Genomic DNA, 14,335 nt, shown 5'->3' with positions numbered 1-14,335 from the left:
TGAAACCCTTATATATCAACGACTTCAGGGCATTATCTCTGCTAAAAAAGGAGAGAAAGTTTGGCGGTTGAGTGCGTCTATCTTGTTGAATTCTGCTTCCGTTATTAAACCTTTTTGGAGCATCTTTCTAAGTAATTTCTCTGCCTGAATATAATCAAACTCACGCTGTAGCTGCTCCTGTGACATTTTCTTTAACTCGATGCTTTTGTTTATAAGCTCATCCGAGATCTTCATGACTTTTTTATCCTCATTCTGATTCACTTAGAATCACCTCCTACCTAATAGCCGCGGGAACAGGTCGAAGTTGAGGATTTGTAAAAATTAAATAAAATCAGAGCATAAAAAAAGAGCCTGCAAGGGAATAACCCCCCCACAGGCTATATACATCTAATAGTTAATATTTTTAGGGAATCTCTGTAAAGCTAAAGCATAATTGCTTATTACTCGCTCCCTTTGATTAATCATACTTAATAAATGCATCCGTAAATCCTGCCTTTTTAGCTTTGGCAAGCTGTGCCTCAGCATTTGCTTTGAAAGTGTATGCACCTATTTGTACACGATAGTATTTCTTTTTCGCTGGTTCTGCTGATTTTTCTTCTTCGCTTAGAAGTTTCTTAACATCTGCTCTAAAGGTATCCATGGTCTTGCCATGCTTAGGAAACCAGTGCATAACATCCGCATGGTTACTGGCTATACCTTGCTTATAGCCTTCACTATGACAGAGGATATCCTTCTCACTTAGTCCATAGAGTTTGCAAAGATGTACACAAAGCTCTACTGCTTCCTTATAAACAGCAGAAAAATACGAGGCATCGGTTAGACCGTCCTCGCAAATCTCAAATCCTATATGGGTATTATTCGCATCCCCTCCAGCATGCCAACCACGATGATTCCAAGGCAATGTTTGGTATGTGGCAATGGAGCCATCTGCTAATTTACCAATAAAAGCATGGACGCAAACTTGACGACCTCCAGGTTTATCCTGATTCCAATGATTGTTGTATTGGTTCTTTCCGAGCAAACCATCATCTGGACCAACATATCTCTTCAACCATGGGTTGTTAGCCCCTGTTGAATGAACCATTATACCCTTCGGTTTTATTGTTTTGCCTGCTTTGTAGCAGGCGTTGTTCGTAAGTATTAGTTTGTATAATTTCATTATAATCACCTCAACATTTAATCATTTGGCTCAGGTGTAAGATGGACAGGATACAGGTGATAGGTAAACTTTAAATCACAATAAGCATTTGATGATGTTCCATCACTTCCCATACAGATATACAGTCCGTAACCGGCTGGAACTCTGGCCTGCCGCATTTGAATATGAATGTGTAAGGATTCTGCTGAAGTATTCGATCCGACAGGTGTACTCCGTTGAATTCTAGTGAACGTCTCCTCATCATTGGAAATATACAAGTCCAGTTCCTTTTCACTAGTATCCGATTGACGACAAAGAGTTATCAAATGGCAATCATAAGCCGTCGTATACAATTCTCCGCCCTGACCGCCAATAACCACACTATTAATAGGTAATATCGTGTGCAAAGGACCACGGACACTGTTTGCACCGCCTGAACCCGTGACATTACCCGACAAAATATATCTTGAATAGGCCGAACGGGTGAAGTCACTAATAATAGCCGTTGCTGTGGATGAGAGCGGTATTGCGGAAGTCACATTTTCTGCTCTTTCAAGTAGAAAAAGGCTCTCACCTGCCTCAACGGTAGTACTACCTATGGAAAACCTTTGACTTGTCCAGTAAGCTGTACATATTGGGTTTGGATCAGTCCCAGTTCCATAGGCAATATTCATTTCGTCATCAATGCCCCTTATAGCTCTAGCAAGTGTCTTAACTGTATTACGAAGGGTGTCTTGAATTAGAACCTGCACATTATTTGTAGCTGGACTGCCCAAAGCTGTAACGAAAGTATATGTTATCGTGCCAATTACTACATTGTTTCCATTTGCTATATTGCTAAATGTGATGGCTGCCCTCCGGCTAATCATATCCGGTGCACTAGCTGTTTCTATTGGATGCAAATGGTTGAGTAGAATACCTGTCCGCCTATATAGATTTTCGCGGGTATCCTCAACCAAATTGTGTGTTGTATTTAGCAAATCATAGTTGTTGTTTAATAGATTGTAAGTGAGGTTGAGCAGATTATTTATTTCATCAATATCCAGTTCAGCTAAAGCTGAAAGCACTTTATTTAACCATTCCTGTGCAGGAGGTTCTGGTGGTTCAACAATTCCATCCACAAGAGCATCCTCGACTATGGTTAGTATTCTTGCACTCTTTCCAACCACATCACCATAAGTAACCCTTATTTCAAGCCGACCAACACCAACAAATGATGTGTCCGTTGCATTGGGCTGCCATGTAAGGACACCATCAGCGTAGTTCGTGACTACCGGATATGCAACCCCATCAGGCCTTTTGTAAATCGCATTTAAGGAGGCACTTGGGTAGTTATTTTCCAGTAGGCTTGATACATCAAACTCAATATTTCGGTAATTGTGTTCACCGCGTCGACCAATGAATACCGTTACCGCTTTTGTTAAGTCAATCATATTTCATCACCTGGCTTAGGAGGTTCCTCATCACGACCATGTAGTTGCTTAAGAACCGCCTTTAGTTTTTCTGGGATGGGTAGCCCAATATGACCTGCATTCTCCAAAATGGATACACCCTCGTTACTTAGATAGAAAAAGATTACCGCCGTTCGCAAAGCGCTGCCATTGTATCCTGCACTCCCCAAAATTTGTGTATCAAGAATATGAGCGATACCTACCATTACAAAGATGAGCACCTTTTTGAAAATTCCCTTGGCACCAATTTCGCTGGACAGCTTTTTATCTGTAATCGCACAAAGGACACCTGTCAGATAATCAATAGCTACAAAAGTGACCAGTGTATATAGAAATCCGTCAAACCCGCCGAGAAACCATCCAAGAAAAGCACCAACAGCCGCAAAAGCTAACTGTATCCAATTCCAAATCTCTTTCACTGTAAACACCTCCATTACATTAATTTGTGTATTTAAAAAAGCACCCCTGTAAAATACAAGAGTGCTGTTGCCGTATCACACACCTTACAGCATCAGTATAAGATCGTGGATTTGTTGCATCACATCCGCCTTTGGACGCCCTGTTCCAATAGGGAGCCATGTCACAGGTGGTATATCAAATGCTGTAGAAGAGTCAAAACCATTAACCACTGTAATGATATTATCAATAGCTTTTCGGATTTCAGTAATGTGAGATGGCCATTTTTTAACTGTTGTTCTTCCCGCAATAATTTCTTCATTCCAAATTATTGGGGATAAGTTGTAATAACTTAGCACTATATTTAAAGCGGTTCGAAGCGTCTGAATATGTGCTGCCTTTACAACAGTCTCATTTGCAGTAATCGTTTCAAAAGGTGGCTGTAATATAGTAAATGTCCGGACAACTTCTGCGCTTGCCGACTCAATATCACTATCAAGACAGCGGAAGGTTACAGTATGGTTTCCTACTGCAAGCGGTTCCGCTTGGTACACTGTACTAACACCATTTCCCAGATAGCCACTCGTAGAAAATCTCTCAGGATTATCCACACTATTAACCCACTCACCTGAATCAATCTTTACTTCCACAATCTGTGTCTGACCGTCTGGTTCAGTACCTGTAGTAATCATAAAGCGTGGTGTGGTGTTATAAGTAGACTTTCCGGTCATAGGACTGACGATGATCGGAGCAGCAGGCGGACTGTTTTTCTTTACCGTGTTACTAACCACATGGCTTGAAACTGCATCAAGTGTATCTGTTACGCTTATTCGATAGCGGGTATATATTCCAGGTACCGGGGAAGCATTTACCTGATGGGTACCTGAAGTAGCACTTGAAATAATAGTAGTCAATGCTTCGTATACCGACCAATTTATACCGTCTGCTGATGTAGCTTGTTGAATAACATATTGCTTGATAGCACTGGTTCCCGGTATTGTTCCGCTCCACATAAGAGTTACTGTATTCGTCTCATATATTGAAGGAGTTGCAGTAAAAGAAGTAGGCGGAATGGGCAGTGTATTTCTGCGGACAGTGTTACTAGATATAGTCCAGTCAGAATAAAAACTCTCTCCAGCCGTGCCACGTGTCCTAACTCTAAACCTACGGTAATAACCGCGAGTTGTCGGTGGGACAACAACTACGCTGCCAATTGTTGTTGAGGTAACCACTATTGTTAATGCTGTCCATGCTCCCCATGTGCTGTTATCTGCCGAGTCACTATATTGAATTTCATAGGATGTGATGGTGTTGCCTGCTCCACTGGATGCACCACTCCATGAAAGAGTAACATTTCCTTCAGCTAAAGTTGAACTTACCGAGCAAGCAGTCGGTGCTCCACAAGCCGTGATATCACAGTAGATGCTATTACTGATTTTTTCCGAGGAGTAGACATCGAGATTATCTATCGTCCATACACCAAATTGAGTATATGTTCCTGGAACTCGTGACACGTTAGGGTTATAACTACCTCCACTGGCCGATAGGGCTAAAATGGTTAGAACATTCCATGAACTCCATGTGCTGTTATCCGTAGATGTTCTACTGGCAATCTGGTATCCCTTGATTGCACTCGTACTTCCAGAAGCACCGCTCCAAGTAAGCGTGATTGTTTCATCACTATAATTGATTGGAGTAGCAGTTACTGTAGTTGGTGGACTAGGAACTGTGTTTCTGCGAACAGAGTTCGATGATACTCTCCAGCCTGAATAATAACTTGCTCCTGCTGTACCTCGAGTTCGCACCCGAAACCTACGATAATTACCCCGTGTTGATGGTGGTGCAACTGACAAGCTGCCACTAGTGGCCGTGGTGGTTACTGTAGTTAGTGCTGTCCACGATCCCCAATTCAAGTTGTCAGCAGAATCACTATACTGTATCTCGTAGGAGGAGATGGCATTATTTGTACCACCGGAAGCACCACTCCATGATAATGTAACATTGTCCTCCGAGAGAGTTGCACTCAATGAACAGGATGTCGGAGCACTACAAGCTGTGGTTCTTATTGCCCAGTTAATGGTTAACACTATCTGGCTTAAATCATCTCTGGCTCGAAATCCCATATAGTTTAGTGTGCTGGAGCCAGCATCCATGAATAAACAATTACTAGCTCCACTACCGATGGAATCAATGAGTGCGGTGGAAATTGCGATATCCTTTGTACCCTGTCCGGCAGAAACAGTATAGCTATATCCAGAAGTAACTTTCGTAGGTCTACTCCCGGATATGCTGGTACCCGAACTAGGAGATGGCAAACCATATGCATTTCCAGCATATAGCGTTATCGTTCTAGCTGAACCCCAATCACCTGCAGCTATCCTAACAAGACGAATACTGGCAGAGGTAGGATAATAGTTTGCATAGGTATTTCGAATACTTGTAAGGTCAAATAACATGGCACCAACATTTTCATAATTATTGGCTGGGGCATAAACCCCTTGTCGAACGTAATCGGTTACACCAGCAATCCAACTGCCATTACGCCATGTACAAGCATTTATCGCTTGATAGGTTGCCATAGAAATTCACCTCACTCGTAAACCGCCGATACCAATGAGTTCACTAACCCACAAAGGCTGGTGTTTAATCTGGTATCAGTAATGTTATTTGCTGCTATTGATGTAGCCGCAGCAGGTATAAGAACGTCTGCAATACCGAGTTCATATACATCGCTGGTTCTTGTTAAGTCTGGGGCCACTGGTGTAGCAGCTGGAGTCCCTGTAACAACTGCAAGCTGAATATTCCTGCTGATTTGGCTTAAGCGAACAACAATCCGGTCAATGCGTGGATTGCTACCGTGCGCTGTAGTGAGAGGCATATTTAACGCATCTGTATTCTCATATCTATATCCATTAATCCACGCACTTCCAGCCGCCACGCTTACTGCCAATCCCATCCCTGGTGATACCTGCAGATTTGTAGCTGTTTTATAAAATATCCCGTTTGAAACAAGACTTCCAAAGTATGCTGCAAAATCCGTGGCATCATAGACTCTATCTCCATCGGATGAATTGAAAAATCCGCTTTTCTCCATACAAAAATTCCTCCTTCCTAGATGGTTTTCGTATACTCGATAACCACGTAGCCCGTATAATCTGTCCGGTCAATACCAGGTTCAACAACGACATTTGTTTTATCCACATAAAGACCGATTTGTGAAGCGAAGTTGTTATACCGTGCAAGCGGTAGTGGCAAGAAGTTGGTGCCATTTGTTGCAAAGCCAGATAAACTAACAACTGTACTTAGGTTTGCTATGCCATGGGCTACACTCCCAGGAGTAGCGTTGGGAAGGGAGCCGAGGTTTACTACTTTTCGATATATTGCCTTACCATCTATCCATAGACGCCCTGTGTTTTGTTCTGTCATAGAGTAATCAGTAAACGCAGAGGAGATTTTAGTTGCAGTAATCGTTCGTTCTGCAATCTTGGCACCAGTGACCGCTCCATTTGCAATCCGTGATGTAGTTATTGGATCGTTATTAATATTCAACCAGTTCGCTTCACCAGACGGATTGTTAAATACAAAAACAGATATCACATAAAACGTCATTGTGTTGCGAGATATAAAAAATCCCATTGCCCGCTGATATCCGTTTCCCGTGTTATCCCCGCTATGCTTAACCAAAAAGACATGCCCGTCATCGCTTGGCTGATCACTGAATTTGTTGCCGCTCCACGAGGTGAAATAAAAAGCATCTCCAGGGCTCATATGATGCAGGGCATACTGGCCGATCGATATAGTTCCTTCTCCAACAATTACCTCAAGTGAGGGCAGTTTCCCAAACAGATTGTTAATACTATCGGTAACAGTATCTCCTTGGATATTGGGGTCAAGGTCATGAATATCTCCAAGTGTTTCTGACACATTGCCTAATGCTTCTGCAATATCAGAGATGCCAGTTGGGGCAGATAATGCCGTTTTAACCTCACTCATATCAGAGCGAATTTTTTGAGCTATTGTTAGCTCGCTCTTTCCGAATACTACGCTGATGCTTTGACCGTCCGCGTCATAAGTCTCCTCCACTTCAGCGATGCGTGTTGTCATAGATACACCCCATGCTTTGGAAATTACCTTAACAACCTGGCCAAGGTCAAAGTCTACCTTATAAGTTAGGTTGCCATGTGGGTTAACTGATGTATCAAAGGAATAACGTATTACTTGCTCATTTAGCTTGCTCTGCCCACGAAAAATCAGCGTATTGATATAATCCACTCCAAAATCTTCTGCCCGTAGGTCTTTAGCATCCACAAAAATCTCATGTCGTGTTTCTCCCGATCCACTTGTAATTGCTACAAATGTCCGCTCTGCACCTTCGCCCTCCCCACCAACAAGAGCGGTGTTAGCAAAATCTGCTGCACTTACTGTATAAACCTGCTCAGTTAAGTTCTCGTACTCCTTAGAGAACACTGCCTGTGATTCAGTCCCCTTATACAGCATTATTGTAAAAACCCCTGTTTCAGGAGTAAAAATAGTCTTGATACCAACCTCCGAAACTTCACATAGTTCCGTCACTGCGCCCATCAAGTTGCGGTACGAAATTTGGGTGCTGATGGGTATACCCAGGTTTGGAGATGAAAAGGATATACCGCTAATCTTTCTTGCTACATCAGAAGGATTGATAAGATTATTTTCTATAAGTTGCTCTACACAATCAGAAATATCACCGGACAATTTCTCCGTTTGCCATACAATGCGTCTAGCAAGAAAAGACGTGGCAAAGCGACCACTTACTGTAATAAATTCCTGATCCGTCTGAGACAAGGAAAGATGCTCAATAATCCCAGCTTCTTCATCATCGTTCTTCCAAATGATATTTCCTTCTTTTAGAAGTTCGGCATTCTCTTGTGTGGCGATGGCTTTTAGTTCAAATGAACCACACTGAGAATAACGCCGTGTCCATCGAAGATATTCGAAAGATTCCACGATGCCCACAAGCTCCCGGTTTGTATTAAAGATATATAGTTCCATACTCACACCCCCAGAAATTGTGGACGAAAGTAAATACTGACCTCCAACAGTTCCATATTAACTGAAGCGTCATAGCGCAGTGTGTTAGTACCTGCAGCAAGCTGGAAAAACGTTGAATTGGTGTCCAATAGTGAAAAAGCATTTGTAACCGTTGAGCCTACAACCTGGACCACACGCTTACCAGCGAAATGGGTATACACACGAAGTTCATCACCAGCACTCATTGTAGTGAGAAGCCGGATATATTCTCCCGTGTCTATGTTTAGTAGTTCAGGGTTGGTAACCGTACCCAGTGCTCGAAATACGATTTCGCATCCACAAGATACATCACCAATGTTTTCTACTGTGATGATTTGACTCGGTTGGCGCATTCCAAACTCCATACCACTTACTGGTATCTCCAGTTCAAACTCAAATAGAGGTATCCATGATGCCAGTTCCTCTCTCACCTCATCCAATGTTTCGAAGAAAGGGGATGGACATAGTAAACTTACAAAGAAGTTTGGTATGCGTTGTCTAGTAGAAACAGTAAATCCTGCTTCCTCTACCACACAAGCAATTTGCCGTCCACGATACAAAAGAGTTCCCCGCATTTTTGGAGTAAATATCCTAAGAAATCTTTGTCTCCGTACATAAGCCTCATCAAGAGAATCCGCTACGACCGTACCTTCTAGCGTGATATTACGCATATCCAGTGTGGAGGAAATATAAAAAGCACCGTCTTGATCCGGTGCCTTAAATGTATTAACGGTCTGGCGTATGTTGCCTGTGCCGTCTATCTTGGTAAGAAAATACGGGCGGCTTTGTTTTAGGGTGATACTCTCACCGCTTGAGTTAATATAAATAAGTTCCACTGCCAGACCTCCTTTAATATTCTAGTGCCAGTTTGCGAGACAGATTTTTGAATTCTCTGGCTAATTCTTTTTCAGATAGAGGCTTTGGTGACACAACAGAGATATTTTGAGTGATATTTGTACCATTGGCATTCCCTTGCCCAGATAAACCTCTGTAATTAAAATCAAAACTAGTTGGTACAGCATTTTGCATATCCCTTGAAACTGCTGTCATTGCATCCTCAAAACCTACACCGATCCCTTCACCCATATTGTGACCAATCCCAGCAAATAGCTTTGAAGGTGAACTGATGCCGAAGAAATTCTTAATCTTTGATACAACATTGCCGAAAAATCCAGATATTTTACTCCATAGCCATGCACCTGCATCTGAAATACCTTGCCACAGACCTTTGATTAAGTTTCCACCTACTTTAGCCATCTGGCTTATATAACTGGTAAAAGCATTGACCAATCCTGAGATAATCTGAGGTACAGCCTTGACGATCTCTACGATTATCCTTGGAAGATTCGCAATTAATGCCACAAACAGCTGAACACCGGCCAAGATGATCTTGTCGACGTTACCTACAATAGCGTTTACCAAAGATGTTATTATTTTCGGAATAGCCCCAACCACAGTAGTGATAATTTGTGGGAGTGCCTGTATGAGTGATATTAATAGACGTATGCCCGCATCTATAATCAATGGAATTGACCCAATAACTGCACTGATAATACTGTCGATAATCTGCGGGATTGCTTCCACGATTGCTGTGATGATAGTAGGCAGTGCTGTAACCAGTGAAGTCAATAATTGAATACCTGCATCAATAATCTGTGGAATGGACTCCACTATAAAATCCACTATTGCTTTTATGATGACAGGTAAGGCAGATGTTAGTTGAGGTATTGCATCTACCAATCCCTGTGCTAATCCTATTATCAACTGCAAAGCGGCATCCAAAATAAGTGGTAGGTTATCCATTAATCCTTGAACAATCTGCGTGACTGCCGAAACTGCTGCGGGTATCAGTTGTGGTAGAGCCATGCCAATACCCTCCACAAGTGCGGTTACCAGTTCTATTGCTGCATTTATGAGCAGTGGAAGATTATCAATCAACGCACCGACAATCGTCATTACTGCATCTACTGCCGCTGGAATCAGTTCAGGCAATAAGTTCAAGAGTGTCTCCAACACCTGCGTGAACAGGCTCGTTACAGTTTCCAACAACATCGGAAGCAAGTCACCTATTGCTGTTAATATCGCATCGAACGCAGGCGGTAGTGCGGTTACGATGTTTTCTAAAACAGGCACGATATTTTTAACGACTGCACGGAATGCATCCACAAGATTTTCCGTCAAATTTGTCATGTCTGCATTAGCGTTACCGAGTCCTGCTGTAAAAGAGCCAAGTGCAGCTTGTAATAACCCAATAGAACCAGAAATGGTCTCAGTTGACTCTCTCGCAAAGTTTCCGGCATACTGCTGTGTGTTTTCAAAAAACATCTGCATTGCGACTTCCGCTTTTTCCGCTTGTGTAGCGGTATTCCAAGTGAAATCTAGTCCCTTAGCAAGAGCATAAGCTTCGATGTTTGTAGCATTCATGGCAACACCTAAGTTATCCATCATGGTAAAGTTGCCTTTTGCCGCTCCCGTAACCGCTTCCATGGCAGAAGACATATCTATACCCATAACGGATGCCATATCTGCTGCACGTTGCATCGCTTTTTCTGTCAATTCAAGACTTTTTCGCTGTTCAATGCCAGAGCCTTGAAACAATGCACCCATTTTATTAGCTGTTGCCAAATACTCACTTTGGGAAATTCCGAGATTTCTATAGGCTTCTTCACCGGTCTTTTGAATTGAAGCAGCATATGCTCCAAAAACCGCCTCCGATCCACCTAGGTTTTGTTCCAATTCCCCAAACTGGGTAACTACCTCTTTACCCAATTTTATAGCAGCAGCTCCAGCAGCAACTGCAACTGTGCCCATAGCCACACCGATGCCCTTGAGTATACCACCAAGCTTTTCAAATTTACCTCCAGAATCTTCCGCACTTTTGCCTGAGTTGTCTAACTCTTCACCGAGATTATCTGCTTCAACCACAGACTGCTGAAGTTCACGCTCCATATTATTGAGTTCTGCCTGAGCTCTGTTCAGCTGAATCTGCCAGTTTTGAGTGCGGCGGTCATTTTCACCGAAAGAGGAGGTGGCATTATCAAGAGCGGCCTTAAGGGTTGAAATCTTTTCTTTCTGTGCGTCGATTTCTTTATTCAAAACCGCATTACGAGCAGTGACCGACTGGATAGATTTATCGTTTTTATCAAACTGACTGGTCACAAGTGCCATTTCACTGCCCAGCACCTTAAAGGACTGATTGATATCTCGTAGGGCGTTCTTAAACTCACGCTCGCCCTCGACGCCTATTTTCAATCCAAAATTGTCCGCCATACCTTCACCTCCTCCTATATGCCTGGTGGGATAATATCGTCAATCGTTCGAGTTTTCTTCGGCTTTTCGATCCCATGCCATTGCTTGTGGCAAGCCCATAAATCAAAAAACAGTCCAATTGGCATAAGCCAGAATTCCTCTGCGTCCATGCCCATCTGAACTGTTCCATAATAATAAAGTCGGGTAAAGACTTCAGCGTCCGTTACCCGACTTCCATGTTTTTTGGAGTTTCTTCCTCACTTTCCACGTTGCGCTTTGCACCTTTGAACATTGCTTCGGTGATTGCACTTTTATATTCCGCCAAATCAAGCGGTGAGGTAAGAAGCTCCACTTCTTCCTCTGTCAACAATTCTTCTGGTGCGTTCTTATTCTTAAGATTACGAATTAAAATGGACTGGTTTGCAAGCAATGTGATTAGCCAAACTATCTCGTCCAGTGCCATCTCAAAGTTTTCTGATTTCATCAGTTTTTCTCCAAGATTTTCAAGACCACCGTAACGACCAGCAATTGCCTTTGTTGCACGTGTAGTTAAAACCAGTTCATACTCTTTGTCACCTATTTTGATTGTGGCACTTCTCTCATTATCCATCATTTCTCCTCCTATGGTTCAGGTGTATATACGGGTTCATAAACTTCAGTGAACCAGCCTGTTATGGTGGACGATGAAACACCGGGGTCACCTTCTGTGACTTCTGCTTTCCATGGGTGCTTGCCCAACCCATCCAGCTTGTTCCTACGCATAACTGTTCCTTCAATAGTAGGTGTAGAAAAGGTAATGGAATCCGCCTTTGTCTGTAAGTTGGTCGCTGGTAGTCCAAACTTAACACGATACAACCAAAAATATCGGTATGTTCCATTGGCCTTTTGCGCACGAAACCCCACTGCAACAGGTGTACCTACACTCTCACTTGCAGAAATTAATACCCCATTGTCGTCGGTGGACGCACCAGTTAGATCTGCTGCTACTGTCGGGCCAATGTCATCTACACCGAGAGTGAGTGTACCGCTGTTAAAGTCCTTCACAACCTCGGCAGCACCATCATCGGCATACAGAATTGCTTCCACCAATTCTACCGAAAGTTCGGCAGTAATGGCTTTTGCGAGTACCGAAGGCACACCATAGGTTTCCTCGCCATTTGAGTCCTCGGTTATTTTTGCATAGTACAGTTTATCCAAACCGATAGTTGCCATATGTTATTCCTCCATTCCATAGTTTTTCGCCACGTCGATGGCGTAATGATGATATCCAGTATCATCCTCGTGACCAATATACCTACGCTCAGTCACTGTAAAATCATCGTTTAACAAAGCCGTTGTAATCTGCCTCTTTCTCTCTAAGTAATTGCTCTTGGAAAATAGTGATATCCGTGCTTCCTGCACATCAAAGCCAGGGCGGTTATCCGCATGAACTTCAAAAACATCCGAAAGTGGGAGTATCACCACGTACTCATCCGGTGCCAAACCTGAAAAAACCCCGGTTTCTACGGGGATAGGTATTGCTGTCAGAAGTGTATTTAGCTCCTCTAAGATATTCATATTTTATCAATCTCCTCCTCTAGCTTTGCGATCATCGCATTGATACAAGGTTTCCTAGATGCAGTTCTCGCAGGCTTTAGGAAGGGTTTTGCAGGCTGACCATGTTTACCATATTCAATGATTGTGGCAATTTTAGCATTGCTCTCACCATCAGAACGCGGCTCGGCAAAGCCAACTTTGACATTGAAGTTTCCGTTTCTATCTTGCTTTGCACTTGAAAGTCCTAGTGAAGATAGTAGCTCCCCAGTGCTTTTGGATGGATATTTTGTATTCTTACCAATCACTTTACTTAGATTTCCCTTAACTTTATCCAATACCACTTCACCGCCAACTTCCAGAACCTTAGGAAGAATTACATCGGTCTGGTCAGCTAATCGTGATACCTTTAAAAGGAATTCTTCTGGCATCTTTATATTCACTTTTGCCATATCCATCACCTCACAGTTGGTTCTATCTTTTCTGCTAAAACCTCGACATACATACCTCGGTTTCTTACATCATCAACGCTTAAAATCTGATATCTGCCATCATCACAAACGATGACCATTTCACTGGTCACCCTAAGGCCAGAAATTTTTCTAAACCTAAATAGGGAAGTTGCAGAAGAAAATGATGCCCTATTTGCCCACCGCTCACTGCCATGCCGATCTTCCTTGTAGGCACGTACACTAGCAAGTATGTTATCGCCTATAGCAGCGAAACCATCCTTGTCTTTAATAGGCTCTGTACTGATGATATCAATAAAGGTGTTCATCTTTCCAAAACTCATAATTTACACCTTCCAATCCCGGTCTAGTCTAAGAAGTAGGTTCACTGTGTTCCAAACCTGCTGCCCCGCTTGTACGCTATCGGCGAAGAAACCAGCCGTCGAGCCATCTCTGCTTTCGTAGAAATGACTCGACAGCATGATTACTGCCTGTTCAGTTGTTGGGGGCATGATGTTTTCAGTGTAATAACCCTCAGCAACATGCTGATAACTTTCCGCATAAGAGACGGCGGCTTTGATGTAATGCAGCAGAAGTCCATCGTCTGCGTCATGCGTTAGGATCAGATTTGCTTTTACTTTAGGGAGAAGATTATCAGTTGTCATGCCGTCCGCCTCCTTCCGGTCATTCTTCGTCTGCAGCCATTAACCCAGCCGCTTTTAGTTTAGCGAGCAGAGCATTAAAATCCGTGACAAGAGTGGCTGTATCCTCGGCTATGCTGTCGGATTGATTAGCAGCCATTTTTACCAGCCCAGAGACTGACTCCGTAGCATCGGTAGGATATGTTGGAGCATACAGCTTACCATCTTCACCAATTTTGATTTCGACAGTATCACCCTCATCAGCAGCTGCGGCTTTTACACCACCGAGAGTCTCCTCTGTTGCCACGAGAAGCGGATCGGCGGAGAGTCCCGTTACCGAGGCTCCTTCCTTGATTTCAAGTGTTCCGCCTATAACAGTTTTCTCTCCGCCTTGTTCGGTATAATTCTTTGTGTTATAGCTCATAACGCACC

General features: G+C 43.0%; 16 protein-coding genes. All 16 read right to left on the bottom strand.

Features of this window, described 5'->3' with window-relative positions; translation table 11 throughout:
- Positions 1-24 precede the first annotated feature (24 nt).
- Complete coding sequence (locus J2Z24_RS01900; RefSeq protein WP_085059134.1) at positions 25-261, bottom strand: SHOCT domain-containing protein; 237 nt, start codon at positions 259-261, stop codon at positions 25-27.
- A gap of 196 nt (positions 262-457) precedes the next feature.
- Positions 458-1,159, bottom strand: a complete 702-nt coding sequence (locus J2Z24_RS01895; protein ID WP_035150375.1) for an N-acetylmuramoyl-L-alanine amidase — start codon at positions 1,157-1,159, stop codon at positions 458-460.
- A gap of 17 nt (positions 1,160-1,176) precedes the next feature.
- Positions 1,177-2,571: a hypothetical protein gene (locus tag J2Z24_RS01890; RefSeq protein WP_111947788.1), complete on the bottom strand. Its 1,395-nt coding sequence runs from the start codon at positions 2,569-2,571 to the stop codon at positions 1,177-1,179.
- On the bottom strand, positions 2,568-3,008 hold the full coding sequence (locus J2Z24_RS01885; protein ID WP_035150373.1) for a phage holin family protein: 441 nt from the start codon (positions 3,006-3,008) through the stop codon (positions 2,568-2,570). Before J2Z24_RS01885 ends, J2Z24_RS01890 begins: the two co-directional genes overlap by 4 nt.
- Positions 3,009-3,092: 84 nt before the next feature.
- Positions 3,093-5,564 (bottom strand): phage tail protein, encoded by a 2,472-nt coding sequence (locus tag J2Z24_RS01880; RefSeq protein WP_035150370.1) that lies wholly within the window; start codon positions 5,562-5,564, stop codon positions 3,093-3,095.
- 11 nt (positions 5,565-5,575) lie between these two features.
- Positions 5,576-6,079 carry a hypothetical protein gene (locus J2Z24_RS01875; RefSeq protein WP_035150368.1) on the bottom strand — a complete coding sequence of 168 codons (504 nt, stop codon included), beginning with the start codon at positions 6,077-6,079 and terminating at the stop codon, positions 5,576-5,578.
- Between the two features lie 17 nt (positions 6,080-6,096).
- Complete coding sequence (locus tag J2Z24_RS01870; RefSeq protein WP_035150364.1) at positions 6,097-8,013, bottom strand: siphovirus ReqiPepy6 Gp37-like family protein; 1,917 nt, start codon at positions 8,011-8,013, stop codon at positions 6,097-6,099.
- Between the two features lie 2 nt (positions 8,014-8,015).
- On the bottom strand, positions 8,016-8,867 hold the full coding sequence (locus J2Z24_RS01865; RefSeq protein WP_035150361.1) for a phage tail family protein: 852 nt from the start codon (positions 8,865-8,867) through the stop codon (positions 8,016-8,018).
- 13 nt (positions 8,868-8,880) lie between these two features.
- Positions 8,881-11,301, bottom strand: coding sequence for a phage tail protein (locus J2Z24_RS01860; RefSeq protein WP_035150359.1), 2,421 nt, complete (start codon positions 11,299-11,301; stop codon positions 8,881-8,883).
- 202 nt (positions 11,302-11,503) lie between these two features.
- Positions 11,504-11,890, bottom strand: a complete 387-nt coding sequence (locus J2Z24_RS01855) for a hypothetical protein (RefSeq protein ID WP_012102977.1) — start codon at positions 11,888-11,890, stop codon at positions 11,504-11,506.
- Positions 11,891-11,901: 11 nt separating this feature from the next.
- Positions 11,902-12,492, bottom strand: a complete 591-nt coding sequence (locus J2Z24_RS01850) for a major tail protein (RefSeq protein WP_012102978.1) — start codon at positions 12,490-12,492, stop codon at positions 11,902-11,904.
- A gap of 3 nt (positions 12,493-12,495) precedes the next feature.
- Positions 12,496-12,837 (bottom strand): hypothetical protein, encoded by a 342-nt coding sequence (locus J2Z24_RS01845; RefSeq protein WP_035150356.1) that lies wholly within the window; start codon positions 12,835-12,837, stop codon positions 12,496-12,498.
- Positions 12,834-13,265, bottom strand: coding sequence for an HK97 gp10 family phage protein (locus J2Z24_RS01840; RefSeq protein ID WP_035150353.1), 432 nt, complete (start codon positions 13,263-13,265; stop codon positions 12,834-12,836). The genes J2Z24_RS01845 and J2Z24_RS01840 overlap by 4 nt, the downstream gene beginning before the upstream one ends.
- 5 nt (positions 13,266-13,270) lie before the next feature.
- A complete protein-coding gene (locus tag J2Z24_RS01835) occupies positions 13,271-13,606 on the bottom strand; it encodes a head-tail adaptor protein (RefSeq protein ID WP_012102981.1) in 336 nt (111 codons plus the stop codon).
- 3 nt (positions 13,607-13,609) lie between these two features.
- Positions 13,610-13,927, bottom strand: a complete 318-nt coding sequence (locus J2Z24_RS01830) for a head-tail connector protein (protein WP_012102982.1) — start codon at positions 13,925-13,927, stop codon at positions 13,610-13,612.
- A gap of 19 nt (positions 13,928-13,946) precedes the next feature.
- Positions 13,947-14,327, bottom strand: coding sequence for a head fiber protein (locus tag J2Z24_RS21195; protein ID WP_035150350.1), 381 nt, complete (start codon positions 14,325-14,327; stop codon positions 13,947-13,949).
- Positions 14,328-14,335: the final 8 nt, after the last annotated feature.

Origin of the sequence: Clostridium tetanomorphum (assembly GCF_017873215.1) — a bacterium.
GTDB lineage: Bacteria > Bacillota > Clostridia > Clostridiales > Clostridiaceae > Clostridium_AO > Clostridium_AO tetanomorphum.
The sequence above is the reverse complement of the archived record's forward strand: the minus strand, read 5'-3'. Positions and strand labels throughout refer to the sequence as shown.